Source organism: Nocardioides asiaticus (genome assembly GCF_040049175.1).
Taxonomy (GTDB): Bacteria; Actinomycetota; Actinomycetes; order Propionibacteriales; family Nocardioidaceae; genus Nocardioides; species Nocardioides cheoyonin.
In genome coordinates, this window is sequence record NZ_JBDZDM010000001.1 from 455,326 (window position 1) to 482,008 (window position 26,683).

At 70.7% G+C, this 26,683-nt stretch carries 21 protein-coding genes; 6 read left to right on the forward strand and 15 right to left on the reverse strand.

The window, feature by feature from the left end; translation table 11 throughout:
- Window positions 1-101 precede the first annotated feature (101 nt).
- Genes ftsY through ABLE53_RS02215 form a run of 3 tightly spaced genes read right to left on the reverse strand, consistent with a single transcriptional unit; the run spans window position 102 to window position 3,490 of the window.
- The gene (gene ftsY, locus ABLE53_RS02205) at window positions 102-1,265 is read right to left on the reverse strand and encodes a signal recognition particle-docking protein FtsY (RefSeq protein ID WP_348856931.1); all 1,164 of its coding nucleotides are present in this window, start codon (window positions 1,263-1,265) and stop codon (window positions 102-104) included.
- A gap of 42 nt (window positions 1,266-1,307) precedes the next feature.
- On the reverse strand, window positions 1,308-2,093 hold the full coding sequence (locus tag ABLE53_RS02210) for a glycosyltransferase family A protein (RefSeq protein WP_348856932.1): 786 nt from the start codon (window positions 2,091-2,093) through the stop codon (window positions 1,308-1,310).
- Window positions 2,090-3,490, reverse strand: a complete 1,401-nt coding sequence (locus ABLE53_RS02215) for a serine/threonine-protein kinase (RefSeq protein ID WP_348856933.1) — start codon at window positions 3,488-3,490, stop codon at window positions 2,090-2,092. Before ABLE53_RS02215 ends, ABLE53_RS02210 begins: the two co-directional genes overlap by 4 nt.
- Before the next feature lie 350 nt (window positions 3,491-3,840).
- On the opposite strand from ABLE53_RS02215, the gene ABLE53_RS02220 reads away from it, so the two are divergent.
- The gene (locus ABLE53_RS02220; protein ID WP_348856934.1) at window positions 3,841-5,877 is read left to right on the forward strand and encodes a phosphoadenylyl-sulfate reductase; all 2,037 of its coding nucleotides are present in this window, start codon (window positions 3,841-3,843) and stop codon (window positions 5,875-5,877) included.
- A gap of 72 nt (window positions 5,878-5,949) precedes the next feature.
- Here ABLE53_RS02220 and ABLE53_RS02225 read toward each other — a convergent pair whose 3' ends face one another.
- The 9 genes from ABLE53_RS02225 to ABLE53_RS02265 all read right to left on the reverse strand — a co-directional run bounded on the left by ABLE53_RS02225 (window position 5,950) and on the right by ABLE53_RS02265 (window position 18,476).
- Window positions 5,950-6,705 carry a glycosyltransferase family 2 protein gene (locus tag ABLE53_RS02225; RefSeq protein ID WP_348856935.1) on the reverse strand — a complete coding sequence of 252 codons (756 nt, stop codon included), beginning with the start codon at window positions 6,703-6,705 and terminating at the stop codon, window positions 5,950-5,952.
- A complete protein-coding gene (locus tag ABLE53_RS02230; RefSeq protein WP_348856937.1) occupies window positions 6,702-8,441 on the reverse strand; it encodes a glycosyltransferase family 4 protein in 1,740 nt (579 codons plus the stop codon). Before ABLE53_RS02230 ends, ABLE53_RS02225 begins: the two co-directional genes overlap by 4 nt.
- Before the next feature lie 152 nt (window positions 8,442-8,593).
- Window positions 8,594-9,517 carry an NAD-dependent epimerase/dehydratase family protein gene (locus tag ABLE53_RS02235; protein ID WP_348856938.1) on the reverse strand — a complete coding sequence of 308 codons (924 nt, stop codon included), beginning with the start codon at window positions 9,515-9,517 and terminating at the stop codon, window positions 8,594-8,596.
- A gap of 114 nt (window positions 9,518-9,631) precedes the next feature.
- Window positions 9,632-10,381, reverse strand: a complete 750-nt coding sequence (locus ABLE53_RS02240; protein WP_348856939.1) for a sulfotransferase — start codon at window positions 10,379-10,381, stop codon at window positions 9,632-9,634.
- 102 nt (window positions 10,382-10,483) lie between these two features.
- A complete protein-coding gene (locus ABLE53_RS02245; RefSeq protein WP_348856940.1) occupies window positions 10,484-10,702 on the reverse strand; it encodes a hypothetical protein in 219 nt (72 codons plus the stop codon).
- 127 nt (window positions 10,703-10,829) lie between these two features.
- The gene (locus ABLE53_RS02250; protein ID WP_348856941.1) at window positions 10,830-11,873 is read right to left on the reverse strand and encodes a TylF/MycF/NovP-related O-methyltransferase; all 1,044 of its coding nucleotides are present in this window, start codon (window positions 11,871-11,873) and stop codon (window positions 10,830-10,832) included.
- An 80-nt stretch (window positions 11,874-11,953) separates the two neighbouring features.
- Window positions 11,954-13,942 (reverse strand): DUF6077 domain-containing protein, encoded by a 1,989-nt coding sequence (locus tag ABLE53_RS02255; protein WP_348856943.1) that lies wholly within the window; start codon window positions 13,940-13,942, stop codon window positions 11,954-11,956.
- Between the two features lie 85 nt (window positions 13,943-14,027).
- Window positions 14,028-17,579, reverse strand: a complete 3,552-nt coding sequence (gene smc, locus ABLE53_RS02260) for a chromosome segregation protein SMC (protein WP_348856945.1) — start codon at window positions 17,577-17,579, stop codon at window positions 14,028-14,030.
- 153 nt (window positions 17,580-17,732) lie between these two features.
- Window positions 17,733-18,476, reverse strand: a complete 744-nt coding sequence (locus tag ABLE53_RS02265) for a TetR/AcrR family transcriptional regulator (RefSeq protein ID WP_348856946.1) — start codon at window positions 18,474-18,476, stop codon at window positions 17,733-17,735.
- Window positions 18,477-18,571: 95 nt separating this feature from the next.
- Between ABLE53_RS02265 and ABLE53_RS02270 the strand changes: the two genes are divergently transcribed.
- Genes ABLE53_RS02270 through ABLE53_RS02280 form a run of 3 tightly spaced genes read left to right on the forward strand, consistent with a single transcriptional unit; the run spans window position 18,572 to window position 21,579 of the window.
- On the forward strand, window positions 18,572-20,011 hold the full coding sequence (locus ABLE53_RS02270) for an MFS transporter (protein ID WP_348856947.1): 1,440 nt from the start codon (window positions 18,572-18,574) through the stop codon (window positions 20,009-20,011).
- A 48-nt stretch (window positions 20,012-20,059) separates the two neighbouring features.
- A complete protein-coding gene (locus tag ABLE53_RS02275; RefSeq protein WP_348856948.1) occupies window positions 20,060-20,728 on the forward strand; it encodes a phosphotransferase in 669 nt (222 codons plus the stop codon).
- Window positions 20,725-21,579, forward strand: coding sequence for an arylamine N-acetyltransferase family protein (locus ABLE53_RS02280; protein ID WP_348856949.1), 855 nt, complete (start codon window positions 20,725-20,727; stop codon window positions 21,577-21,579). The genes ABLE53_RS02275 and ABLE53_RS02280 overlap by 4 nt, the downstream gene beginning before the upstream one ends.
- Here ABLE53_RS02280 and ABLE53_RS02285 read toward each other — a convergent pair.
- The 3 genes from ABLE53_RS02285 to ABLE53_RS02295 all read right to left on the reverse strand — a co-directional run bounded on the left by ABLE53_RS02285 (window position 21,548) and on the right by ABLE53_RS02295 (window position 23,888).
- The gene (locus ABLE53_RS02285; protein WP_348856950.1) at window positions 21,548-22,081 is read right to left on the reverse strand and encodes a cysteine hydrolase family protein; all 534 of its coding nucleotides are present in this window, start codon (window positions 22,079-22,081) and stop codon (window positions 21,548-21,550) included. The genes ABLE53_RS02280 and ABLE53_RS02285 overlap by 32 nt on opposite strands.
- Window positions 22,078-23,550 carry a purine-cytosine permease family protein gene (locus tag ABLE53_RS02290; RefSeq protein ID WP_348856952.1) on the reverse strand — a complete coding sequence of 491 codons (1,473 nt, stop codon included), beginning with the start codon at window positions 23,548-23,550 and terminating at the stop codon, window positions 22,078-22,080. Before ABLE53_RS02290 ends, ABLE53_RS02285 begins: the two co-directional genes overlap by 4 nt.
- Window positions 23,551-23,687: 137 nt before the next feature.
- On the reverse strand, window positions 23,688-23,888 hold the full coding sequence (locus tag ABLE53_RS02295; protein ID WP_348856953.1) for a hypothetical protein: 201 nt from the start codon (window positions 23,886-23,888) through the stop codon (window positions 23,688-23,690).
- A 303-nt stretch (window positions 23,889-24,191) separates the two neighbouring features.
- Between ABLE53_RS02295 and ABLE53_RS02300 the strand changes: the two genes are divergently transcribed.
- Together ABLE53_RS02300 and ABLE53_RS02305 are read left to right on the forward strand one after the other, a co-directional pair.
- The gene (locus ABLE53_RS02300; protein WP_348856954.1) at window positions 24,192-25,280 is read left to right on the forward strand and encodes a hypothetical protein; all 1,089 of its coding nucleotides are present in this window, start codon (window positions 24,192-24,194) and stop codon (window positions 25,278-25,280) included.
- A 238-nt stretch (window positions 25,281-25,518) separates the two neighbouring features.
- Window positions 25,519-26,682 (forward strand): hypothetical protein, encoded by a 1,164-nt coding sequence (locus ABLE53_RS02305; RefSeq protein ID WP_348856955.1) that lies wholly within the window; start codon window positions 25,519-25,521, stop codon window positions 26,680-26,682.
- Window position 26,683: the final 1 nt, after the last annotated feature.

Sequence of the window (26,683 nt, forward strand, 5' to 3'; positions counted from 1 at the left end):
TGCCGCTTGTCACATGTTTCGGGCAAGTAACGAGTCGGCGGGTTCTGTTACGGCAGCTTGTCGTTCTCGAGCGCGCTCGAGCGGAGCGGCGGGCGGACGGATCAGCCGAGGAGCGCGTCGACGAACGCCTCGGGGCTGAACGGAGCGAGGTCGTCCGGGCCCTCCCCGAGGCCGACGAGCTTGACGGGTACGCCGAGCTCGCGCTGCACCTGGACGACGATGCCGCCCTTCGCGGAGCCGTCGAGCTTGGTCAGCACGATCCCGGTGACGTCGACGACCTCGCTGAAGACCCGGGCCTGGATGAGGCCGTTCTGGCCGGTCGTCGCGTCGAGGACGAGGAGCACCTCGCTGACCGGGGTCTGCTTCTCGATGACGCGCTTGACCTTGCCGAGCTCGTCCATCAGGCCGGCCTTGTTCTGCAGCCGGCCGGCGGTATCGACGATGACGGTGTCGACGGCCTTGTCGATGCCGTCCTTGACCGCCTCGAACGCCACGCTGGCCGGATCGCTGCCCTCCGGGCCGCGGACGACCTCGACGCCGACCCGCTGGCCCCAGGTCGTGAGCTGCTCGGAGGCGGCGGCGCGGAAGGTGTCGGCCGCGCCGAGGACGACGCTGCGGTCCTCGGCCACCAGGATGCGGGCGATCTTGCCGACCGTGGTCGTCTTGCCGGTGCCGTTGACACCGACGACGAGGACGACGCCGGGCCTGCCGTCGGCACCGCTGATCTGGAGCCGCCGGTCGAGACCGGGCCCGACCAGCTCGACGAGCTCCTCGCGGAGCACCGTGCGCGGGTCGCCGGCGGCCGAGCCCTCGACGCGCAGCCGCGTACGCAGCTTCTCCACCAGCTCCTGGGTCGGGGCGACGCCGACGTCGGCGGTGAGGAGCAGGTCCTCGATGTCCTCCCAGGTCTCCTCGTCGAGCCGGTCGCGCGAGAGCAGCGAGAGCAGGCCGCGGCCGAGGCCCGACTGCGAGCCGGCGAGCCGCTGCCGCAGCCGCACCAGCCGGGAGGCCGTGCTCTCCGGCTTCTCCAGCGTCGGCGCCGCGGGCTCGACGACCGGCTCGGCCACCGGCTGCTCCGCCGGCGGCGCCTCCGGCTCCGCGACCGTCGTACCGCCGTCGGAGACCCCCTCCTCGGGGGGTACGACGACGGGCGGGACCGGGCGGGACGGCGGCGCCGCCTTCCGGCGCCGGCCGACCAGCCCGACCGTCAGCCCGACGAGGGCCAGGACGACGACCGCGATGACGACGATGAGCGTGACGAGCATGACTCCATCCAACCAGAGCGGCCGAGCCGTCCGGCCGACGGATCAGGCCGGTTCGTGCGCCTCCGCGGCGTCCCGCGCCGTCCACCACGAGTAGTCGTGCAGCGCGCTGTGGAACGGCAGCGACTTGTTGGCCCGGGCCTGGGTGAACTGGGAGGACGTCCGACGCCGCTTGAAGTGGATCGTCTCCGGCACGGTGCGGTGGACGAGACCGGCCTCGATGGTCTCGAGGTTCCAGGTCCAGTCGAGATAGGCGAATCCCCGGTCGAGCTCGCGCCGCCGGTACGGGTGCCGCTGGTGCACCTCGGCCGGCGCCATGCACAGCTGGTCCCAGGCGTTCGCGACGCGCAGGAACGCCGGGTCGAAGGCCGGGTCGGCCTGGTCGGGCAGGACGTAGCAGTAGCTGCCCTGGTCGAAGATCCAGTTGATCGCCGGGTGGGCGATCACCCGGCCGGGATCGGTCTCGCACATCGCGTGCGCGTCGACCAGCCAGTTCTCCGACCACAGGTCGTCGCCGTCGAGGAACGCGACGTAGCGGCCCGAGGCGAGCCGGATCGCCTCGTTGCGCGCCAGCCCGTGGTCGGCGTACGCCACCTCCACGACCCGGCAGTCGTGCTCGCCCGCGTCGGCGAGCGCGGCCCGGGTGGCGTCGTCCGCGCTGTCGAGGACGGCGAGCGCCTCGACGGTGAGCCCGTGGTCGCGGGCGTACGCCGCCGCGTCGAGCAGGCTGCGCAGCGAGAGGCCGAGGAGGGTCCCCTCGTCGTGGCCGATGATGACCCCCGTGATGTCCGGTCCGGCCCCGGTCGGGCTGTCCGGCTGCTGCACGCTCACCGCTGTGCTCCCTCGTCCGGCTGGCGCCGCTCACGGTCGGCGACGATGTGCTTGACGGCCGCGGGGTCGAGCCGCCGCGGCTCGCCGGGGGCGTACGCCGTCAGCAGCCGTTGCCGCGACGCGGCAGGCAGCACATAGCGCGCGGTCAGGTCCTCGGCCAGCTCCGGCGTCGTGACGAGCACCCAGTCGAGGTCGGCGAACGACTCCTGGAACTCCCTCACCGCGAAGCCGGCGAGGTTGCCGTGCTCGGTCCTCGCCGCGGGCGACAGGCACGCCCCCAGCGAGGCGAACTCGGCCAGCTGCCGGGCATAGCCGGCGAACAGGCGCCACCCGATCGTGCTGTCCGCGGCGACCACCCGGTCGACCCGCAGCCCGCGCACCAGGTCCAGCAGGAGGTCCACCCGGCGGTCCTCGTCGAAGCCCTGGGCGTACGGCGCCAGGTCGAGCGCCTCCACGCCCTCCGGCAGCGCGGCCGGCAGCGCCGTCTCCGCAGGCACCGTCGCGGTGGTCGCCGGAGCTGCGACCAGCAGGACCGAGGACGACCGCTCGGCCTCGCGCAGGCCCGCGGCCAGCAGGCCGGCCGGCCCGGCGAGCGTGCCGGCATCGAGGTCGGCGACCACGATCACCGTGTCGACATGGGTCGCCGCGACCCGGCTGCGCACGGCCTCGGCCTGGGCGGCCATGTAGAGCCGCGGCGCGCGGTACGGCGGACAGGTCATCGGGACGTCGTCCGGGCGCCCGTCGTCGACCAGCGGCTCGATCGCCGCCGCCTTCGCGATGAGGTCCTGCATGCGCGCGGAGCGCAGGGCTGCCCGCATGTCGAGCGAGCGCAGGCAGCCCTCCTCGAGCCAGCTGGTCCGGGTGAGGTCGTGGTCCTCGGCCCGGTGGAGCATCTCGGGCAGCAGCAGGGGGGCGTGCTGGTCGGCCGCGTCCGGGACCGGGCCGCCCGAATGGTGCTTGCCGAGGGGACTGGGCCTCCAATACGGCTCGTAGAGACCTCGGTTGAGATACTGGACGAACGCCCACTGGTGCCCGATGAGGGGGTGCTTCGCGCGGTACCAGTCCTCGTCGAAGAGCGGCGTCGGCACGATCCGCTCGTCCCAGCCGACACTCAGCCAGTGCAGGAAAGGCGCGGCGCCGTCCGGCAGCTCGATCCCGCGCTCGGTCAGCCGGTCGGCGTACCACCCGGGGTTGAAGACCACGCTGATCCGCTTCCCGGCGCGCGCGCCGTGAGCAAGGTAGTGCGCGATCGCGGTGTCGACGTCGAGCGTCCTGCCGTACGCCGCCAGCTCCTCGGCGTCGAGCTGTGCGGCGTAGAGGCGCGGGTGGGTGCACAGCCGGAGCCGGTCCCAGACTTGGCGCGGCCGGGCGTCCGGCAGGCCCACGAGGAGCTCCATCAGTGCGGCCGGCGGGGTATCGGGCCCCTCGGGCCGCCGCTCCGTCGGTCTCGGCGCGGCGGACGACTCGGCGCCGCGGGAGCCATGGGAAGGGCTGACCCAGCGCCTGAACGACTTCATCGGTGTGGGGTACCTCTGCCGGTTGGGATGACGTGGGCCCACGCGGGGCCCGCGGACTGGCCGTGCCACCCTGGGACCTCCAGGGAAACGACTGGTTAAGTCCCGGTGTCAGAGTCGTGGTGCCACGGTTCGGCCGCCGGCCGATGTTAGCATCGCGGAAACTCTGACACCGGGACCAACGCGGTCCGGGAACCCCCTCTGACCCTCCATAGCATGGGAGCCGTCCAGTCGTGGACTATCGCGACGCGCTCGCCGACACTCTGACCCTGTTGCGCGAGATCGCCTCCGACTACAGCCCTGCCGTGCTCGCGAACGCCTTCGGTCCCGAGAGCATGGTCATGACCGACCTGATCGCGACGCACGATCTCGACATCTCGATCTTCAGCCTCGACACCGGGCGGCTGCCCGAGGAGACGCACGCGCTCGCGCACAGCGTCCACCGGCGCTACGGCCCGATCATCGAGATGGTCAGCCCCGACCCCGACGAGGTCGCCGCGTGGACCGCGGCGAACGGCCAGAACGGCTTCTACGACAGCGTGGAGCAGCGCCACGGGTGCTGCGGCGTACGCAAGGTCGCACCGCTCAATCGAGTTCTGGCGGACAAGAAGGCGTGGCTGACCGGCCTGCGCCGTGAGCAGGCCTCCACCCGCCGCGACCTCGAGGTCAAGGAGTGGGACGAGGCCCACGGGCTGGTCAAGTTCAACCCGATGCTCGACTGGACCCACGACCAGGTGTGGGCCTACATCCACGATCACGCCGTGCCGTACAACAAGCTGCACGACCACGGCTACACCAGCATCGGCTGCGCTCCGTGCACCCGGGCGATCTCGCCCGGCGAGGACGTGAGGGCGGGTCGATGGTGGTGGGAGATGGACGCCGTGAAAGAGTGCGGCATCCATCTCAACCCCGAGACCGGCCGGCTGGAGCGGACCCGGAAGCCCGCCCCAGCCGCCGTCACGAGCGAGCCCACCTCTGACCGATCCGACGAAATGCCGGGTCTCGCTCCTGTTGTGCCGCTCTCCGCGGCTGATACGCACGAAGGGAAACCAATGCGGGTACTCATCCTTGGCGGGGACGGCTTCTGTGGCTGGCCGACCGCTCTGCATCTGTCCGCGCAGGGGCACGAGGTCGCGATCGTCGACAACCTCTCCCGGCGCAAGATCGACATCGAGCTCGAGGTGTCGTCGCTGACCCCCATCCGGCCGATGGGTGAGCGGCTGCGCGCCTGGAAGGAGGTGTCCGGCAAGGACATCGCCTTCCACGACATTGACGTCGCGATCAACTACCAGCGCCTGCTCGACCTGCTCGAGGACTTCAAGCCCAACGCGCTGGTGCACTTCGCCGAGCAGCGCGCCGCGCCGTACTCCATGAAGTCCAGCCGGCACAAGCGCTACACGGTCAACAACAACCTGAACGCGACCAACAACGTGCTCGCCGCGGTCGTCGAGTCCGGACTCGACATCCACGTGGTCCACCTCGGCACGATGGGGGTCTACGGCTACGGCACCGCAGGGATGAAGATCCCCGAGGGCTACCTGACCGTCCAGGTGCTGACCGACGAGGGCAACGTCATCGAGCAGGAGATCCTCTACCCGGCCAACCCGGGGTCGATCTACCACCTGACGAAGACCCAGGACCAGCTGCTGTTCGCCTACTACAACAAGAACGACAGGATCCGGGTCACCGACCTCCACCAGGGCATCGTCTGGGGTACCCAGACCAAGGAGACCAAGCTCGACGAGCGGCTGATCAACCGGTTCGACTACGACGGTGACTACGGCACCGTGCTCAACCGGTTCCTGATGCAGGCCGCGATCGGCTACCCGCTCACCGTGCACGGCACCGGCGGCCAGACCCGGGCGTTCATCCACATCCAGGACACCGTCAAGTGCATCCAGCTCGCGCTGGACAACCCGCCGGCCAAGGACGACCGGGTCTCGGTGTTCAACCAGATGACCGAGACCCACCGGGTCCGCGACCTGGCCAAGATGATCTCCGACCGCACCGGCGTGAAGGTCCACAACCAGCCCAACCCCCGCAACGAGGCCGACGAGAACGAGCTCCACGTCGCCAACGACCGGTTCCTCCACCTGGGTCTCACCCCCATCACTCTCTCCGAGGGCCTGATGGAGGAGGTCACCGAGATCACCAAGAAGTACGCCGACCGCTGCGACCTCTCCAAGATCCCCGCGCTCTCGGCGTGGAACGAGGAGCACAAGGTCGAGGCCCCCGACGTACCCGCCGGCACCACCCCCGCCGCCGTCTGAGCAGCACCTCCGGCAGCAACGGACGAGGCCCCGCGACATGTGTCGCGGGGCCTCGTCCGTTGCAGTGGTGGATCAGGCCCGGGCGGCCCTGATCCGGCTCAGGTCACGCACCTTGTCGATCGCCATCTCGGGGAGCGAGCGGACGATCGCCTTGCGGTTGTTGCTCTCGACGACGAGCGAGAAGTCGCGTCGACGCTTGAAGATGATGGTGTCCTTGACGACGACGTGCTTCCAGCCGCGCGACATCGTCTCGATACTGAACTGGAAGTCCTGGAAGGACAGCCCGTTCGGAATGTCCCGGTGGATGTAGGGAACTTGCAGGTGGGCCTCGCGCGGCGTCAGGCACAACGAGTCGTAGTAGTTGCGCACGTAGAAGAAGTGCGGCGTGAACAGGGGCGAGTCCTGGTCGACGTTGCGGAGCACCGTCTTGCCGCCGTCGAAGATGATGTTCAGCTCGGGGTGGGCGATCACCCGCTCGCCCCGGTCACGGGCCTCCGTGAGGGTCGTCAGCCCCTCCGCCAGCCAGTTCTCGCTGAACAGGTCGTCGGCGTCGAGGAAGGCGATGAAGTCGCCGTCGGTCTCCGGCACGAGCGCGTTGCGGACCCGCCCGAGGTCGCCCTCCTGCATGATCCGCCGCTCCCAGTGGTCGAAGCGCGGCTGGTGGAAGTACGCCGTCGTCGCCTCGGTCGCGGCGTCGAGGGCGATGATCGGCTCCACGGTGAACCCCCGCGCGCGGGCGGCGTCGACCGCGAGGTCGGCCGCGCGCATGGTCGGCCCGCACACGACGGTCTCGTTGTGGGCCGTCACGATCAGGGTGAGGTCGGTCATCGGTCGCCCTTCCGTGGGTCGTCGACCAGCAGCAGGCCAGCGGCCGTCTCGGCGTACGCCTGCTGGGTGCGGTCGCGCTCGAGGCGCTCCCGGAGCGCAGCGGCGCGCCGACGGGCTCCGGCGGGATCCGCGAGCACGTCGCGCAGCGCCTTCTCGTACGCCTCCGGGTCCTCCCAGGCGGCGATCGGCCAGGAGTCCTCCTCGGACAGCACTTCGCCGGTCCCGCCGACGAGGCTGCCGACGATCGGCACCTCGGCCATCGCGACCTCGAGGAGCAGGCTCGGGACGCCGTCCCAGGCCGAGGTGTAGAGCCACGCGTCGGCCTGGGCGATGTCGAGCTCGGAGATGTGGCCGTAGCGACCTTCGAGAGAGACGTTGTCGGGCAGGGCGCCGACACCGCCCTCCTGCAGGACGGCCTCGCCCCAGAGTCGGAAGTCGACATCGGGCATGCGCGTGGCGACAACGAGCGCGATATCGACCCGCTTCTGGCGGTCCCAGCGACCCGCCCAGAACACCTGCGGCCGACGGCCCGGCTCGGCCGAGAGCGCGGCCGGTTCCGTCGCCGCGAGTCGGCCGAGCTCGGGTTCGACGGGGGCCCGCAGGACGTGGATCCGGGACCGGTCGTCGTCGCCGAGCTGGTAGGCGTCGGCGAGCCAGTCACGGAGGTAGTCGCTGTCGGTGAGGACAGCCTCGACGAAGTCGAAGGCGCGGTAGAACCACTTGAGGCTCCAGCCCTCCCAGTTGCCCTGGGCGCGCTGCTCGTTGCAGAAGAAGGCAAGGAAGATCCGCTCCGAGGCCGCGAGGGCCCTGCCGTACGCCGTCAGCGCGGTGTAGAGGGTCCGCGAGTTGATGTTGACGACCGCGTCGGCCTCGAACGAGCGGATGAGCGACACCAGGCTCAGCCCGGCGCTCTCGGTCGGCATCTCCCCCACGGCAGCCGCGAAGTCGACCTCGCGTACGCCGGCCGGGAACCGCCCCTCCGGCGCCCGGCCACCCTCATCGGTGTAGATGACGACGATGTCCTCGGGCGCGATCCGGTCCATCAGCGCGTGGGCGATGTGGCCCTCCATCCGGCGACCACCACCCCAACGGGGCTTGTTGACGACGAGGAGCAACCGTGCGCGCCGGAAGCCAGCCATCTCCTGGCACGCGTGCACGGCGGCGACCTGCGCCACGACGAGCGGCGAGCCGAACGGCAGCTGTTTCGCCTTGGTCGTCTCTGACCAAACCGCGCCGATGAGCGGTTCGATCTCGGCGGCCTTCGCGATCATCTCCCCCAGGACGCCGTACCGGAGCCGATGCTGCAGGTCGGTACGGGTCTCGACGAGCAGCTCGACCACGCGCGCTGGCTCCAAGCCGAGCACCGTGGCCATGCTCTCGATGCCGGGAGCCGGGTCTGCGATCTCGCCAGCCTCCTTCCCCCGCTTGAGCCACTCGAGATATGGGCTCCGCTCGGGACCTTCGGCGTGCTCCGGGTACCGGACCAGGTAGTTCCTCATCGAGAAGTTGACGTCGGGGCTGTTGATCGCCTCGGCGCCGTTGTGCAGGAACACCCGGATCGGGTCCAAGCCGGGCTCGTCCTGGAGCGCCACCGCCGACAGCATGAAGTTGTAGTGGTCGAAGTGCTGGCGGACGAGGTCGTAGTCCGGGTTGACCCTCAGCGCACGCTGGTTGCGGCGTGCGCGCTCGACGATCCGATCCATCATCGGGCCGTAGTTGGTCTCGTCGAGGACCACCTCGGGCTTCGGACCGTACCGGGGCGGCGGTGGCGGCGCCGGGACGGTCGGCCGAAGACCTGTCTTGCGGGCAACCCGACCGAGGAGTCTGCGGGCACGTCGGCCGGCCCGGCGGATCGCGCGGTCGTCGCTCGTCATCAGTGGAGCTCCCGTCACGCTGTCTGCTGAGCGGCGAACCACTCCCAGGTCGTGCGGAGACCGTCCTCGAGCGGTGTCGACGGGTCGAACCCGAAGCCCTCCCTGGCCTTGTCGATCTCGCACCACGTCAGCCGCACCTCGCCTGGACGGAAGTCCTTGTAGATGACCTCGAGCTCACGGCCGGTCACCCTGCGCATGGCGTCGATGAGCTCGTTGACGGTGGTCGGCCTCCCGCTCCCGAGCTGGTAGGCGCCGGTCGCGCCGCTGTCGATCGCGACCCGGATGCCCTCCACCAGGTCGCCGACGTAGAGGAAGTCGCGCGCCTGGCTGCCGTCGCCGTAGACCACCAGCGGCTCACCGGCGAGGATCTGCTTGTAGAAGTGGGCGACGACCGAGCCCTTGTGGAAGGAGCGGGGTCCGTAGATGTTCGAGAACCGCAGCGCACACCCTGGCATGCCGAACGCGGCGCTGTAGGCGCTGAGGTAGCCCTCGAGCATCAGCTTCGAGGCGCCGTACGGCGACGTCGGCTGCGCCGCCATCCGCTCGTGCACCGGCGGCGGGACGTCGCCGACGATCGCGCCGCCCGTCGAGGCGGCGACGATCCGGCTCACCCCGAGGCTGCGCATCGTCTCGAGCAGGTTGAACGTGCCGACGACGTTGTTCTCGAAGTTGTTGGCGGGGTTCTCGATGCTGTCCATCACTCGGGTGTCGGCAGCGAGGTGGACGACCGCGTCCTGGCCCTCGACGGCCGAGCGCACGTCGTCGCGGCTGCGCAGGTCACCCTCGAGGAACCTGACCTTGGCCAGGTCGAGGTGCTTGCGGTCGCCGAGCGACTCGTTGTCGAGGACGGTGACCTCGTAGTCACCGTGCTGGATCAGGTGATCCGACAGATGCCGGCCGATGAAGCCCGCACCGCCCGTGATCAGGACCTTCTTCACGTCGTACTCTTCCGCTCGCACCCGAATGTCGCGCCTACCTTAACGTCGCGACCGGGTCCGGCCGCGGTCGGTCCCGCCGGACACTCCGAGGATCCTGGGACGATCCTGGGGCAGCTAGTCGGCGGTCGCGGCGAGATGTGCCGAGTCCGCCCGGTCGAGGAGCTGCTCGTAGAGGTCCATGACGCTGCGGGGCGGGACGAGTCCGGTCGGCCGTGGGACGTCCGGGTTGCGCGCCTGATTGGCCCTGAACGCACCCATGCACGGCTGCTCGAACGGCACGTCGGCGAAGCCGAGGAGCGCGCGTACGGCCCTTCTCGGCTTGGCCTGGAGGAACTCGAACGGCATCACCATGCCGAGCCGGCTGGCCGGGTGGAGCATCAGTCGGAAGCTGTTCTCGATCCGGCGGAAGGCGTGCTCCTCGGTGTTGCCCCAGCGGACCATGATCGAGGCGGCGGTGCTGACGGGCTCGCGGACGACGGTCAGCCATCTGCCTCGCGGGAAGAGATGGCAGGACGCCTCCCAGTACCACGAGCCGAACTCCTCGGGCGTCTCGAACGCACGGTTGACGGTCGGCAGGAAGATCGGTTTCTGGAACCAGCGCTCCTCTTCGGAGGGGTACGCCGAGCACAGCATCGCGTAGACCGCGTCCCGGGCGGCGTCCGGGACAGTACGGTCGCCGGGGATCCTGCCGGTGTTGCGGAGATAGCTGTTGAGCTGCTTGTAGGTCGTGTAGACGAGGCTCGCGGACTCGCCGACGGCGAAGAAGCATGAGTGCCGCCGGAAGATCTGGGTGACCAGCGTCGTCCCGGAGCGGCCGGGGCCCACCAAGGTCACCGGCGCGTCGACGTTGTCCGGGTTGGGCATGGCCGAACCCTAGCCGAGACCGAGCCCGCCCCCGGTCCAACTCTGCTCAGGCCGGACGCAGGAAGCAGGTCAATCGTCTGTCATCTTCGGCTCGCCCCGGTGCTACGCGCCGCCGGTCGAGCCGGAGCCGAACCAGGAGCTGTCGCCGACGTGGTCATCCTCCGGCGCGAGGGTCGGGGCCGCGTCGGCCGCCTTCTCCATCGCCTCTCCGAGCCAGGGAGCCGCGGGCATCTCCTCGCCGCGGTGAGGGTAGGCGACATAGATCAAGACCAGGGCCGCAAGGACCAGGATCACGATCATCACGACGGCGATGGCTAGCACGGTCTCCCCTCCCGAGGCGGTCAGAACGGGCTCTACCTTGTCACAGGTACCCGCCCGGCCTGACACCAGCCACGAGCCGGGGCCTCACGCCGACGCCGCGCCCCGTCGCGACGACCCGCCCCGCAGGTCAGTCCCTGCGCTCGAAAGGCTTGATCGCGATCCGTCCCGTGCCCATCGGACACAGGAAGAGCGCCTCGCCGGTCTTGTCGAGGAACTCGTCGACCGCCTTCCTCGCGCCTTCCCAGTCGCCGTAGTCGTCGATGACGAGGATGCCTCCGGGGCTGAGTCGTTCGTAGAGGTGCTCGAGTTCGTGCTTGGTCGAGGCGTACCAGTCCGTGTCCAGGCGGAGGATCGCGATCTGCTCAGGAGCCTCTGCCGGCGTCGTGTCCTCGACGAGCCCCGGATGGAAGTGCACCTTCTCCGCGGGATAGCCGGTATCGGCCATTCCCTCCTTGACGTCCTCGAGACCGGCGACCGCCCACAGCTTGGAATCCTTGTCGGAGGTGGCAAGCATCTGCTCTGCCGTGACCTTCTCCCCATCGAGCGTCCGGGTGTCCTCCTCGGACGGCGGCGGCATTCCCTCGAAGGTGTCGAAGAGGTGCAGCTCGCGCGAGCTCTCACCGAGCGACAGCAGCGTGAGCGCCACCGCCTGCATGCTCCCGCCGCGCCACACGCCGCACTCGACGACGTCGCCGGGGATCTGGTGGCGTACGACGTAGCGGGTGGCTTCGATCAGGGACCACACCTTCGGCCCCCCGGTCATCGTGCGAGGCGAGACCCGCTCGAGGATCGCCCTTGCCTCCTCGTCGTAATGCCCCTCCCGCATGGCCTTGCGCTGCGCCGCCGCGGCATCCCTCTCTGCTTTGCGTTGGGCTCGCAGCTCGGCCTGGCGCTTGCGCTCGTTACGGACGCCGCGGCGTTCGGCGCGGAGAACGGCCTCGGCCCGCTTCGCCCGCTCGGCCCGACGACGCTCCGCCTGCCGTTCCTTCCACTGCGCCGCGCGCTCAGCGGCCCGCCTCCGATGCCACTCCGCTGTCTGCTGCCTCGCGCGCTCGGCAGCCGCGCGGGCAGCCTGGCGGATCGCCTCCTGACGCTGCGACGGCGTCTCGCGCGTCAGGGTGTATCCCGTGACCCGATAGAGCGCAGAGTTGACGGCGACCTTCAAGCTCATGGCACGCATCCAAGCACACCCGCCGAGGGGGTCCTCGCGTCAATTCGAGCGCAGCGCATTCCTCGGTGGCCCCTCAAGCGTCACGCGTGATGGAAGCAGCGATACCTCGGAGTGACGAAGAACGGACTGAAGCCGGCCCTCACAAGAGCGCGGGCCCGCTGGTCGGCGCCGGCGAAGACGCAAGCCACCCCCACGTGAACCACCGCGAGCGCGTGGTCCAGCGTCCGCTGGCCGCTCCTGTCCCACGGCCCGGCGCTGTTCACGAACCCCCCGAGAAAGTGGCGCTGGTCGTAGTGGAAGGTCGGGTCGTCACGCAGGTAGTCCATGTAGTAGTCGCGCGGCACGACCGCCTTGATCGACGTCGTGGTGAGCGCGGTTGTGACCGAGAGCCCCGTGGGCGCGAGCAGCGGGCCGTGGAGCGGGCCGGCCCGGACGAGGCGTGCGACCGCGACCCTCTCGTCGTCGAGGCGCTGCCAGTGGAACGGCCGCTGCCACGTCGAGACCTGGGCCCTCATCGGCGTGCCGTAGGCCGCGAAGAAGACTGTCGCCGCGAGCGCGACCACCGCGAGGCCGAGGCCGCGCCATCGGCGTAGGAGCGTGCCGAGCCAGACCGCCGTCACGCCGACGAGCGCGACGAAGTCGAGACCGTGCTTGATCCGCCGGATCGTCGGGCCGAGCCCCACGACGTCGTACGACAGGTGAGTCACGCCTGGGACGAAGACCACGCCGAGCGCGAGGGCCATCACCCCGGTCGTCACGCGCGCGCCGCGATGCGGGATGAGCAGGACACCGAGCAGCACGGCAAGGACGAGCACGACGGCGTACGGCCCGGTGGCGAAGAAGCTGTGGCCGATGTGGTCGGCATCGAAGCGGTAGAGCTTCCGCGTACCGAAGAGGTCAGCCGAGCGACCACCGAGCGCCTTGGTGACGAGGCCCGCGCCAATCGGATAGACCGCGGTGGCCGCGAAGCACGCACACGCCTGCCGCCATGATCTGCGCAGCAGCGGCACCGAGCCGGCGAGCGCCATCACCGGCACCACGAATATCCCCGTCGTGCTGAGGCCGACCGCGGCGGTGCCGCCCGCGAAGAGCGAGAGGAGCTGGCGCCGGCTCGGCCGGTCGAAGTAGCGGACGAGGTGGACGAGCAGCCAGGGGATCAGCACCCAGGCGAAGATGAACTTGCCCTGCCAGATCCGCACGACGAGGCCTCCGCCGGCCGTGTGATGCGCGTCGGAACCGGCGAGCAGGCCCAGCAGCACGACCGAGAGCGCCACGATCGCCGGGCGTACCCGCCAGGCGCGGAGCAGGCGCCACAGCCCCAGGACCGCGAGGAAGGACGCCACCGGGGTGACGACGAGGTAGGCGATCGTCCCCGCCTTCGCGCCCACCAGCGCCGCGACGGCACCGACGAGCGCGTCGTAGGACGCGACGGGCGGCCAGTTCGACATCGGGTACTCGAGGTCGGCGAACAGCGTGTCCCGGATCGGGAACTCACCGTGGCTCGCGACCCACTGCGAGAGGTTGACGTAGTAGACGTCGTCGCCGCTCGGGGACATGGTCCACAGCGAGACGACGGCGATCCCGATCGCCCAGCCGAGCGCGATCACCGGCGACCAGCGCTCGAGGAGCGTCTCGGTGTCTCCCGGTGGTTCGGCAGGTCTGCGCAGCCAACGCCATGCCGTCAGAGTGCCGATGACCGCGGTGACCAGCCAGCCGATCCAGACCAGAGACCACGGCGCGCTGAACGCCATCCCGAACGCCGTCACCACCGCCGCGAGCACGGTGAGGACGGCGGTCCACTCCCGTCGGAGCAGCGGCCGGGCGGCCGCGTGAGCAGCGGTGCCGTCGTACGAGGGCGCAATGGTGCTGTCGGGCGAGGGCGTGTCCGGGAGTCGCCGCTGAACCAACCACCAGCCGATCAGGCACACCGCGGTGACTGCCCAGGCCCACGGAACGCCGAGCCGCAGCGCGAGGCACACGTGATAGGCGATCGTCCAGGCGGCGAAGACCACGACTCCGACGTCGTAGGCACGATCGATCCACGCCGTCAGCCCACGGGGCGGTCTCATGCGCCCGATCCAATCATCCGGGCGCCCGACCGCAGTGAGGCGCGCTGATCGCATGGACCCAGCGATGAAACGGCCGTTAGACCAGTCAGGCGGGCTCAGCCTCCCGGAGTCGCTGGGAGATCACGGTGGAAACCCCGTCGCCGCGCATGGTGACGCCGTAGAGGGCGTCGCCGACCTCCATGGTCCGCTTCTGATGGGTGATGACGAGGAGCTGGGAGTTCTCCCGCAGCTCCTCGTAGATCTCCAGCAGCCGGCCCAGGTTGGTGTCGTCGAGCGCGGCCTCGACCTCGTCGAGGATGTAGAACGGCGACGGCCGGGCCTTGAAGAGCGCCACCAGGAACGCGACCGCGACCAAGGACCGCTCTCCACCGGACAGCAGCGAGAGCCGCTTGACCTTCTTGCCCGGCGGCCGGGCCTCGACCTCGATGCCGGTGGTCAGCATGTTGTCCGGGTCGGTGAGGACGAGCTTGCCCTCGCCGCCCGGGAAGAGCCGGGTGAAGACGTGCTCGAAGGCCCGCTCGACGTCGGCGTACGCATCGGTGAAGACCTGCTCGACGCGGGCGTCGACCTCGCGGACGATGTCGAGGAGGTCCTTGCGGGTCTGCTTGAGGTCCTCGAGCTGCTCGGTGAGGAACTTGTGGCGCTCCTCCATCGCCGCGAACTCCTCGAGCGCCAGCGGGTTGACCTTGCCGAGCTGGTTGAGCGCGCGCTCCGCCTTCTTGAGGCGGGCCGCCTGCTCCTCGCGGACGTAGGCGACGGGCTCCGGCTCGGTGCCGTCCTCGAGCGGCGGCTGCGGGACCGGCTTGTCCGGGCCGTAGTCGCCGACCAGCGCGGCGGCGTCGAGGCCGAGCTCGGCGAGTGCCTTCTCCTCGAGCTGCTCGATCCGCATCCGCTGCTGGGCGCGGGCCATCTCGTCGCGGTGGACCGAGCTGACCAGCTCCTCGAGCTCCTTGCCGAGCTCGCGCAGCGTGGCGCGGCAGCCGAGGAGCTCCTGCTCGCGACCCGCCCGCGACTGCTCCACGGCCGAGCGTGCCTCCGCGGCGCGCTGCACGGAGGTCTCCAGCCGCTCCAGCACCTGGCTGATGGCGACGCCGACGGCGCGCGCTGCGGCGCCCTCGCGACGCAGCCGCTCGCGCCGCTCGGCAGCCTTCGCCCGTGCCTCGCGCTCCTGCCGGGCCGCTCGGAGCAGGGAGTCGGACCGGCCGTGCAGCGCCCGGGCCCGCTCCTCGGCGGTGCGCAGCGCGAGCCGGGCGTCCATCTCGGCCTGGCGCGCGGCCCGGGCGGCCTCGGCGAGCTCTTCGCGGGCGCCCGTGTCGGGCTCCTCCTCGGGCGCGCCCTCGGCGCTGGCGAGCCGCTGCTCGAGCTCGGCGAGCCCGTTGGAGGCCTGCTCGCGCGCCTCCTCCGCCTTGGCGATGGCCGCCTCGAGTCGCTCGGCCTCACCCCGTGCGGCCCGGGCCTGGGCGCCGAACTGGCCGAGCTCCTCCGCCACCGCGGCGAGGGTCGCGTCGGACTCGTGGAGCTTCGCGAGCGCGACGTCGACGCGCTTCTGCGCCTCGAGCCGCTCCGCCTCGAGCCGGGAGGTCTCGAACGTCGCCCGCTCGGACGCGGCGGCGGCCTCCTCGAGCTGCGCCGTCGCCTCGTCGACCGCCGCCTGAATCTCGAGCAGGCTGGGCGCCGACGAGGAGCCCCCGAATGCGAAGTGGCCGCCGAGGACGTCGCCGTCGGACGTGACCGCCACCAGGCCCGGTGAGCCGGACACCAGCCGACGGGCCGCGTCGAGGCTGTCGACCACCGCCACCCCGGCCAGCAGCCTGGCCACGGCGGGTCGCAGGGAGTCGGGGCAGTCGACGACGTCGGCGGCGTACGTCGCGTCGCCCGGCAGCTCCGGGCGCGGAGCCGACTCGGCGGGAGCGCCTCCGAGAAGCAGCCCGGCCCGGCCGAGGTCCTCCTCCTTGAGGTGGGCGATCGCGCCCACGGCCGCGCCGGCACCGTCGACGACGACCGCGTCGGACACCGACCCGAGAGCCGCGGCGACCGCGGCCTCGTAGCCGGCCCTGACGGTCAGCAGCGCGGCCACCGACCCCATCACGCCGGGGATGCTGCCTTCGGCGCCGGCGGCGAGGAGCGCGCCGGCGCCGTCCTTGCGGTTGAGGCCGAGCTCGAGCGCGTCCTTGCGCGCCGCGAGCGAGGCCCGCTCGCGGTCCGCCTCGGCGGCCTCCGCCTGCAGCTTCGCGAGCCTCTCCTCGATGTCCTCCAGCGCGGCGGTGGCGGCCTCGTGCTCGGCGTCGAGGCCCTCCTCCCCCGCATCGAGACCGGCGACCTTGGTCTCCAGGGCGGTGAAGTCGCGCTGGGCGCGCTCGACCCGCGCGAGCGCCTCCTCGCGGGCGAGCGAGAGCCGGCCGACCTCGTCGTCGGCGGCGGCGACCCGCGACTTCAGCGCGTTGACCTGGCCGGTGAGCCGCGCGAGCCCCTCCCGCCGGTCGGCGGCCGCCCGCTGGAGGGCGGCGATGCGGCGATCCTCCTCGGCCGCGGCGTCCTCGGCCCGCTTGCGGGCCGCCACCGACTCCTCGAGCCCGCGGCGGAGGGTCTCGACCTCGGTCTCGATCGCCCGCTCCTGCTCGCGGGCGCGCTCCGCCTCGGCCTCGAGCTCCTCGGGATCGCGGCCGCGGCGCTCCTCGACCTCGTCGCTGCCCTGGGCGTTGCGGGCGCGCTCCGCCGCGAGCGACTGCGTGCCACGGAGCCGCTCGCGCAGCCCCGAGAGCGCGAACCAGGTCTCCTGGGCCCGCGCCAGCGCCGGCAGTTCCTCGCGAAGCGCCGCCTCGAGCTCGGACTCCTGGCGGCGGCCCTCCTCCAGCCGGCGCTCGACGTCGGCGCGCCGCTCGAGCAGCACCGACTCGTCGGCGAGCTCCTGCTCCAGCGCCGACTGCGCCTGGACGAGGTCGTCGGCGAGGATGCGGGCCTTCGCGTCGCGTACGTCGGCCTGGACCGTCGCCGCCTGCCGCGCCACCTCCGCCTGGCGGCCGAGCGGCTTCAGCTGGCGCCGGATCTCGGACAGCAGGTCGTTGAGCCGGTTGAGGTTGCCCTCGGTGGAGTCGAGCTTCCGCAGCGCCTTCTCCTTGCGCTTGCGGTGCTTGAGTACGCCGGCGGCCTCCTCGATGAACCCGCGCCGGTCCTCCGGGGTGGCGTGCAGGATCGAGTCGAGCTGGCCCTGGCCGACGATGACGTGCATCTCCCGGCCGATGCCGGAGTCGCTGAGCAGCTCCTGCACGTCGAGCAGGCGGCAGGCTTGTCCGTTGATGGCGTACTCCGACCCGCCGTTCCGGAACATCGTGCGCGAGATCGTCACCTCGGCGTACTCGATCGGGAGCGCGCCGTCGGTGTTGTCGATCGTCAGGGCCACCTCGGCGCGACCCAGCGGCGGGCGGCCCGACGTACCGGCGAAGATGACGTCCTCCATCTTGCCGCCGCGCAGCGACTTGGCGCCCTGCTCCCCCATCACCCAGGCGAGGGCGTCGACGACGTTGGACTTGCCGGAGCCGTTGGGCCCGACGATGCAGGTGATCCCGGGCTCGAGCTGCAGGGTCGTCGCGGACGCGAAGGACTTGAACCCCTTCAGGGTCAGGCTCTTCAGGTACAACGGCGGCCCCCCACCTTGGTCGGTTCGCTGGATGTCGATTGAGGTCGAGCGGACACGCAATCTACGTGAGGCTGCGCGGGGGAAGCTCAGCGCGCCCACCCTAACCTGAGGCGAGCGCCGACCGTGGGACCCCGGCCCGGGCCTGTCAGCGCGTCAGGAGCGCTGCGAGACCGCCTTGAGCCCCGCCACGAGCAGGCGTACGCCGAAGTCGAAGCGCTCCTCGCCGGTCCCGGTCGTCATCACCTCGGCGAGTGAGCTCAGGATGGGGTACTGCTCGGGAGGCAGAGCGGCGAAGTGCTCGCGTACGGCGGCGACGACCGCCTCCTCGCTGTAGGACCGCCCCTCGGGCCCGGTCCGCAGACGGTCGGCCCAGATGTCCTCCTCCACGGCGACCGCACCGACGTAGAGCGCGAACATGTCGCACGCCCACGAGGCGTACTGCTCCGGTACGCCGCCTGCCAGGCAGATGCCCATCAGGTCCTCTGCGTTGCGGAGGGCGCCTGGCATGGTCGGGATCATCCCCATCGCAGCCCGGGCGGACCCAGGGTGCTCGCGATAGATGGCCAGGGCGTCGTGGAGGAAGTCGACGACCTGCTCGTCCCACCGCTCCGGATCCGGCTCGGGGTGCGGCATCAGCGCCGCGATCCGATCCACGACGAGCTGGTCGAGCTCCTCGCGGTTGGCGACGTGGGCGTAGAGCGAGGCCTGACCGGTGCCGAGCTCCTTGGCGATCGAGCGCATGCTCACCGCCTCGTAGCCACGTTCCTTCATCTGTGCGAGCGCCACGTCCACGATCCGCTCGCGGGTCAGCCGCTCCCGGGGCGCCGACTCGGGGACGTCGGTCGTGACCCTGATCCTCAGCGGGCCGGCGCTCCACGTCTTCTCGCTCTTCGCCATGCCTCCCAATGTAGTTGACACGAACAGCGTTCGGTCTTAGAACAGTGTTCGTTCGAGTCGAACACCGTTCGTCATCTCGCAGGGAGGAGGGGCCCGTGGCCACCTCGGAAGCACCCACCACCGACACCGGCGTGTCGGAGACCGGCTACCGCTACCGCTGGTTCGTCATCGCCGCGGTGATCGCCGCCGACGTCATGGACCTCGTCGACGCCACCGTCGCCCAGCTCGCCGGGCCCTCGATCCGGCGCGATCTCGGCGGCGGCGAGAGCACGCTGCAGTGGATCCTGGCGGCGTACACCCTCGCCTTCGCGGTCGGGCTGATCACCTCGGCCCGCCTCGGCGACATCATCGGACGGCGGCCGATGTTCATCGCCGGCATGGCCGGCTTCACCGTCATGTCCCTGGCCTGCGGCCTGGCGCCGAGCCCCGGGACCCTGATCGCGTTCCGAGCGCTGCAGGGGCTCTGCGGAGCCACGATGATCCCGCAGGGACTGGCGATGGTGAAGCAGTCCTTTCCGCCGAAGGACCTGCAGAAGGCGTTCGTCCCGTTCGGCCCGATCATGGGCCTCTCCGCGGTGCTGGGCCCGATCCTGGCGGGCTTCCTCATCGACGCCGACCTGTTCGGCACCGGCTGGCGGATGATCTTCCTGATCAACATCCCCATCGGCGTGGTCGGTACGGCGATCGCGGTGCGCTACCTGCCCACCGTCCCCCGCGACGCGGGCACCCGGCTCGACCCGCTCGGCTCGGTGCTGGTGACCGTCGCCTGCGCGGCGCTCATCTACCCGCTCGTGCAGGGCCGTGAGCTCGGCTGGCCGGCGTGGACGTACGCGCTGATGGCCGGCGCGCTCGTCCTGTTCGTGGTCTTCGCCTGGAGCGAGCGGCGCAGCGACCACCCGGTCATCGAACCCGGCCTCTTCCGGCACCGCAGCTTCCTCGCCGGCATGGTCTTCCTCGGGACCTTCTTCGTCTCGATGGTCGGGCTCGGCCTGGTCATGAACCTCTTCATGCAGCTCGGGCTCGGCTACACGCCGCGGCACGCCGGGGTCGCCCAGACGCCGTACGCCCTCGGCATCGTCCTCGGCACCGTCCTGTCCGCCGCGCTGCTCGGGCCGAGGCTCGGCCGACACGTGCTCCACCTCGGCGTCGGCATCGCGATCCTCGGCATGCTGTGGTTCGGCACCACCGCCGCCGGCCTCGACCACGGCGCCAGCGCGTGGCACCTCGCGGGTCCCTTCCTCGTCGCCGGATTCGGCAGCGGGATGATCTTCGCCCCGCTGTTCGACTTCATCCTCGCCGAGCTCAGTGACCGCGAGGTCGGCTCCGGCTCCGGCCTGCTCAACGCCGCGCAGCAGTTCTGCGGCGCGCTCGGCGTCGCGGTCCTCGGGACGGTCTTCTTCCACTGGCTCCCAGCCCACGGCTGGTCACAGGCGACGGAGTGGATCACGTGGGTCACGCTCGGCTGCTACGCCGTGAGCTTCCTGGCGGCGTTCCTGCTGCCGATGCGCCCCCGCGAGGACGCGATGGCGCACTGAGGTCGCGCTCACACCGGGTCGACGGCATCCCCGCTAGCGTGGGCGCACATGGAGTTGATCGGCTCGGGACGCGATGCCAACGTCTACGCGTACGCCGAGGGCCTGGTGCTGCGGCGCTACCGGGACGGCCGGCCCGCGGGCGAGGAGGCGGAGGTCATGCGCCGCCTCACGTGCGCGGGCTATCCGGTCCCGAAGGTGCACCGGGTCTCAGGGCCCGAGATCGTCCTCCAGCGGGTCGAGGGGCCGACCCTCGCCGAGGCGATGGTCGCCGGTGACGTCACCGTGGCCGAGGGGGCGACGCTCCTCGCCGAGCTGCACGACCGGCTGCACGCGATCGACTGGCCCGACGGCGTACTCCTCCATCTGGACCTGCACCCGCTCAACGTCATCCTCAGCCCCGACGGCCCGGTGGTGGTCGACTGGTCCAACGCGCGGCCCGGCGACCCCGGCCTCGACGTCGCGCTGACCGTCCTGATCCTCGCCCAGCTCGAGATCTCGCCCGGCATGCTTCCGTCCCAGCCGGACCTCGAGGAGGGCCTCCGCCCCAGGCTCGACGAGTTCCTGCGGACCTTCGTGGCAGCGGTCTCCGCGCCGTACGTCGACCAGATCGACGAGGCCGTCGAGTTCCGGCGCGGAGACCCGAACCAGACCGGTGAGGAGCTGAGCCGATTGAAGGAGGCGGCCGAGCGCGCGGAGGCGCTAGCGTCCGAGGAGTGACACCTGACAGCTGGAACGTGGAAGCGCTCGACCTCGAGGGCTACCTCCACCGCCTCGGCCTGCCCGCTCGTACGCCGGGCCGCGCGGCGCTCGAGGAGCTCCACGAGGCGCACGTACGCACCTTCGCCTTCGACAACGTCGACGTACTCCTCCGGCGGCATCCGGGCGTCGCGCTCGAGGCGGTGTCGGCGAAGTTCGTCGGCCGCGGCCGCGGCGGCTACTGCTTCGAGCACACCTCCCTCTTCTCGGCGGCGCTCGAGAGGCTCGGCTACGCCGTCCGGCGGCACCTCGGCCGGGTCCACCGGCCGGGCATGACCAACGGGCGCACACACTTCGTCGCCGTGGTCTCCGTGGACGGCGAGAAGCTGCTCGCCGATCCCGGCTTCGGGATGAGCCTGCTGCGCCCGGTCCCGCTGCGGGACGGCGCGACGGACGACCAGGGCGGCTGGGCCTACCGCGTGACGCGCGTCGACCTCGGGCCCGGCCAGGCCGGCTGGCAGCTGCACCGGCTCCGGGAGGAGGGCTGGGAGCTCCTCCACACCACCGACGAGCTCCCGGTCCACCCGGTCGACGTCGCGATGGGCCACCACTTCACCAGCACGTCGCCCGCCTCGCACTTCACGACCGGGCTGATGGCCGCCAGGCACCTGCCCGGCCGCCACGTCACGGTGACGGGCGAGACGGTGACGGTACGCCGGCCCGGTGAGCCCACCGAGCACCGGCCGCTGCGCGACGGCGAGCTCCTCGGGTTCCTCGGCGAGCTCGGGCTCGGCCTGACGGTCGAGGAGACCGACCGCCTCCTGGAGACGGTCGCGCGCCTCACGCCCGCAGCACCCCTGCGACGGTCGTGATCTCGATGAGCGGGGCGTAGAGCGCCATCGCGTCCAGCGCCCGCCGGTGGTCCGCGGGAGACGCACCGGCACAGGCGTCGGCGACGACCCGGACGCGGATCCCCGCGTCGGCGGCGGCGAGGGCGGTCGAGATCACGCAGCAGTCGGTCGAGACGCCTGTCAGCACCAGCTCGCCCGCTCCCCCCGTGACCTCCGCGAGCTCGGGTCCCCACTTCCCGAACGTCGTACGTGTGACGACCGGGTGGTCGCCCGGGTCGAGCACCAGCTCGTAGAGCGGGTCGTCGTCGGGCACGAGGGCGAAGGGCCACTGCTCGAAGTACGGCACCCAGGCGCCCTCGGGTCTCGCGGGTGCGACGTAGCGGGTGAGCACCACCCGCTCGCCGAACGACGGGAGCAGCCGCTCCACCCCGTCCGCGGCGGTGGCGTAGTCGGGCGAGGCCCACGGGCTGTCGTACGCGAAGACCCGCTGCATGTCGATGACGACGAGCCAGGGGTCGCTCACGAGGCCCGCGCCTCCTGCCGGCGTACGGCGGCGGCGCCGACAAGCGCGCCGACCAGCCCGATCACCAGCGCGGCGAGCACGCCCAGGTTGGCGCCCGCCCAGCGGCCGTCCTTCCCACCGAGCCCGAACGGGTCGAGGAGGTAGCCCTGCCACTTGAGCCAGCCGGCGTAGGTGTTGGTGACCAGGCCCCAGCCGACGACGGTGCCGACGACCATCGTGACGACCGCGGACCAGCGCACGCTGCCGTAGCGGCCACGGCGATCGTAGAGCTCGGTGTCGGCGTAGTCCGCGCGCCGGAGCGCCAGGTCGCCCAGGAAGATGCCGCACCACGCCGCGATCGGCACCCCGAGCGTGATGAGGAAGCCCTGGAACGGGCCGATGAAGCTGTCCGCCACGAAGACGATGTAGATCGCGCCGATCGTCATGATGACGCCGTCGATCGCGGCCGCGAGGTAGCGCGGAACCGGCAGCCCTGCGGCCAGCAGGGCGAGCCCCGAGGAGTAGATGTCCAGGGCCGCGCCGCCGACGAGGCCGAGCACCGCGACCACGACGAAGGGGACGAGGAACCAGGTCGGCAGGATCGTGGAGAGCGCCCCGATCGGGTCTGCGCCGATCGCGTCCATGAGGTCGGTCGACGAGCCGGCGAGCAGCAGCCCGAAGAGGAGCAGGATGACCGGCGCGAGCGCGCCGCCGAAGGTCGTCCACCAGACGATGCCCGGGCCGGAGGCGTGGCGCGGCAGGTAGCGCGAGTAGTCCGCGGCGGCGTTGACCCAGCCCAGCCCGAAGCCGGTCATCATGAAGATCAGCGCGCCGACGACCGCCGGCGCGTCGCCGCTCGGCAGCGCGGAGACGGTGCTCCAGTGGATGTGGTCGAGCACCAGCAGGACGTAGACGACGGTCAGCAGGCCCGTCACGACGGTGATGAGGACCTGCAGCCGCATGACCAGGCCGAAGCCGAAGACACCGGCCGCGATGACCACGACCACGGTCACGATCAGCGCCACGACCTTCGTACCGGTCCCGCCGCCCCAGCCGAGCTCACGGAAGACCGTCGACGTCGCCAGCACCGACAACGCCGCGAGGACGGTCTCCCAGCCGACGGTCAGCATCCAGGAGACGACAGCGGGCAGCCGGTTGCCCTCGACGCCGTACGCCGCCCGGCTGAGCACCATCGTCGGGGCCGACCCGCGGCGCCCGGCGAGCGAGACGAAGCCGCACAGCAGGAACGACACGACGATGCCGACGGCCCCGACGACGAGCGCCTGCCAGAAGGAGACGCCGAAGTAGAGGACGTACGAGCCGTAGCCGAGACCCAGCACCGAGACGTTGGCCCCGAACCACGGCCAGAACAGGCTCGCCGGTCGTCCGTGCCGCTCGCTCTCCGGGATCGGGTTGAGCGCGTTGAGCTCGACGGCGAGGCCGGCGGGGACCGCAGTGACGGGGTCCGGCCGGTCGGGCAAGGTCGTCATGCCCCGGATCCTAGGGTGTCGGCGACCGGAGGATCGGGGCCTAAACGCAGAGAACCGACTCCGGGCAGAGCCCCGGAGTCGGTTCAGCAGGACGGGCGGACCCGTCCTTGGTCATGCGGTTGTGTGTAGCCCGCGGCTCAGGCGGGCTGCATCTCCTGCATCGAGGACTCGAGCAGGTCGGCGGCGTGGGCCTCGACCAGTGACTCGTTCTCCTGCTTGAGCGAGAGCACGAGCTCCTCGAGCTCCCGGACACGCGCACGCAGTCGAGCGTTCTCGACGGTGAGGTGGACGGGAGTCCGCAGGTCGCTGTTCATGTAACCGATCAGCGCCTTGGCCATGGATCATTTCCTTTGGCTGGATAGGGGAAGACCCGGGTCGCCGGGCCGTCTTCAAGAGTCCCACCACCAACGCGCGGGGTCAATTCCCCACGGGCGCCTGGGCACCATATCGGCGTGTCGTCGGCGTGTCGGGAGCGTTTCGGTGTGTCCGCGGCTTTCGGAGACCGCCACGGGTCTGGTGATCGACGCTGGACACGGAGTGACCGCTGCCGAACCCACACCAGGCTGTGTCAGCTGCGCCTGATGGTCACCCGCTGTGGCACAGTGGCGTCGCTCGCTCTACGCCTCCTCGCCAGGACCCCGATGGAACCCTCGCCGCCCCCGGCCGACCCGCCGCTGCAGGAAGCCGTCCTGCACATCGGGCTGGGGAAGTGCGGCACCACCTCGGTGCAGTTCTTCCTCTTCCGCAACCGCGACCGGCTCGCGGAGCTCGGCGTCCTCAACCCGGTCTCCGCCGGGCGACAACGTCACACCGAGCTCGGTTTCTTCGTCAAGACCCGGAGGGAGCTCGCGCGTACGATCGAGTGGCAGCGTCTCGGGATCGAGTCGCCCGACGAATGGCGGCAGCGGTTCCGTCGTCGGCTCCGCCGCGAGATCGTGAAGTCCGGTCTCCCTCGCGCTCTCTTCACCGACGAGGACCTGTTCAGCTCCTCGGAACAGGCGGTCACCCGGATGCGTCGGCTGATGGGGCGGCTCGCCGCCGGCGTACGCCTCGTCGCCTACGTACGCCGCCAGGACGACCACATGGTCAGCCGCTACCAACAGGCGGTGAAGATCGGCGAGACCGCCCGTCTCGATGAGTACGCCGCCCGGGACTGGGCCTGGAAATACGACTACGGCATGCAGCTCTCCCGCTGGCAGCGCGTCCTGCAGCCCGCCCGCGTCGTCCTGCGCCGTTACGAGCCCGGCCGCTTCGAGGGTGGTTCGCTCTATCAGGACTTCCTCGGTGCCATCGGCATCGACGCCTGTGCTGAGGACTTCGAGCAGGTCTCAGCCCGCAACGAGAGCATCGATGTCGAGTCCGCGGAGTTCATCCGGCTGCTCAACATCTACCGCGTCGAGCACGAGGGAGCCACGCCCTACCTCATCGACAACCGGGCGCTCGTACGCGCTCTGCGCGAGAGCCCCACCGGCGGACCCACCCTCACCCTCTCCGACGATCTGCTCGACCGATTCATGGAGCGCTGGTCTGCCTCCAACCGGGTCGTCGCACGGGAGTACCTCGGGGAGGACGAGCTCTTCCACGCGCCGCGCAAGACCCGCAACACCACGCCCGTCCAGCGACTCGATCCTGCCCGGCTCGACCATTACCTCGAGCTGCTCCGGATCCCGATCGAGCAACATCCTCCTCTGCGGCGTATCGCCGAGCGCGAGGCCGCTCGGACCCGCTGAGCGACCACGTCTCTCGGCACGAGGCGACGGCCTGGAGACCGGCGTACGACGGCCCGGCCCGGCTCAGGACTGGCCGCGACGGCGGGCGCTGAGCTCGCGGAGCCCGGGCAACCGACCCTACGAGGCGCTTGGCCGCCCAAAGCCATCGGTCGAGCAAACGTAGCCCGGGAATGAGCCGGCACCCTGCCCGGGTCGCCGACGACGAGCCGTCGCGGCGGCGCTCCGCTACGGTGAAGCCGTGGGCACGAGCAGGTTGACTCGTCGAACCCTGCTGACCGGCGGCGCACTCGCCGGCGTCGCCGTCGGATCAGGCTGTCTTTCCGACGACGACAGTCACGGCCCGACCGTCAGTGCCCATTGCTTTACCGCAGCCGAGGATCAACGGCGCCTCAACGGCCTCCGGGTCTTCCAGCAGGCCTTCCCGCCCGTAGACGACGCGGCGGACGCTAACTACCTCTACTGGCCGTGCACCGATGCAGCGACGTCCCAGGACATCAACCGCTCCACCTGGACAGGAGGAAACATCTGGGCCTTCGTCTGGGCGAACCGGCGCAATGACGGATCGGCCTGGAACAAGAAGCCGAACCCGCTGCCAGCCCCACGTGAGAGGGTGGGTCCCCTGGAGTGCCGCGCAGTCTTCACCTCACATGCGAAGGCGAACGCCGCCACCCGATGCCAGCTCCGCTACTTGCTCGGCATGCCGCCCGCGCACTACCAGGAGCCCTGGCTCCGGCTGCGCGAGGGAGCATCCTCGGCCGACTTCATCTCAGACTCCGACTTCCGCGAGCGGCCAGCAGACTATTGCCGCACGAACACCACGTGGAAGGACCAGGCATACCGGGTCATGCTAGACAGGGTGCTTCTCCCGGCCGCGCGCCTGACCGAGGGGCCCAACGCCGAGAACCGGGTCGGAGTGGTCCTCGATTACGAAGTCCAGGACGGACGACGTCCGGAGATCACCGAGGCGTTCGTGCGCGAGCTCGCCCACGACTTCGACGGCACCGGAAAGTCGTTCTTCTTCCTGACGAACGCTTTCGACGCACCCACCCAGCGGTACACCGGGTGCACCGAAGAAAACCTCCCCGCGATCTTCGACGTCGTCGACTACATGGGCGTGTCTTTGTGGGCAGGTGACCCCCGCCACAGCGTGCCGGCCTCCTACAACGCACAGGTGGGGATGCTCGGACCGCTCGCCGACGGCGACCATGACCGGTTGGTCGTCAACTTCCAACTCGGTGCCCCCGGCACCACGCTGGATGACGCGCGCTGGCTGCACGACCTGTTGCACGCGAACGGGCCGCACCCTGACAAGGTCATGTTCTGGCGCGACGCGGCAGCTCAAGGGAGTTCCTGCGACACCTCGACCAACCGGAAGATCTCGCTGGTCTGCTTCGGCGAATGAT

Bases quoted from the DNA above. Each gene is read 5' to 3' on its own strand.
- ABLE53_RS02265 (WP_348856946.1), bottom strand. From the start codon at position 18,476: ATGGCGAAGAGCGAGAAGACGTGGAGCGCCGGCCCGCTGAGGATCAGG.
- ABLE53_RS02225 (WP_348856935.1), bottom strand. From the start codon at position 6,705: ATGACCGACCTCACCCTGATCGTGACGGCCCACAACGAGACCGTCGTG.
- ABLE53_RS02295 (WP_348856953.1), bottom strand. From the start codon at position 23,888: ATGGCCAAGGCGCTGATCGGTTACATGAACAGCGACCTGCGGACTCCC.
- ABLE53_RS02290 (WP_348856952.1), bottom strand. From the start codon at position 23,550: ATGACGACCTTGCCCGACCGGCCGGACCCCGTCACTGCGGTCCCCGCC.
- ABLE53_RS02250 (WP_348856941.1), bottom strand. From the start codon at position 11,873: ATGAGCTTGAAGGTCGCCGTCAACTCTGCGCTCTATCGGGTCACGGGA.
- ABLE53_RS02300 (WP_348856954.1), top strand. From the start codon at position 24,192: ATGGAACCCTCGCCGCCCCCGGCCGACCCGCCGCTGCAGGAAGCCGTC.
- ABLE53_RS02255 (WP_348856943.1), bottom strand. From the start codon at position 13,942: ATGAGACCGCCCCGTGGGCTGACGGCGTGGATCGATCGTGCCTACGAC.
- ABLE53_RS02240 (WP_348856939.1), bottom strand. From the start codon at position 10,381: ATGCCCAACCCGGACAACGTCGACGCGCCGGTGACCTTGGTGGGCCCC.
- ftsY (WP_348856931.1), bottom strand. From the start codon at position 1,265: ATGCTCGTCACGCTCATCGTCGTCATCGCGGTCGTCGTCCTGGCCCTC.
- ABLE53_RS02215 (WP_348856933.1), bottom strand. From the start codon at position 3,490: ATGGAGCTCCTCGTGGGCCTGCCGGACGCCCGGCCGCGCCAAGTCTGG.
- ABLE53_RS02275 (WP_348856948.1), top strand. From the start codon at position 20,060: ATGGAGTTGATCGGCTCGGGACGCGATGCCAACGTCTACGCGTACGCC.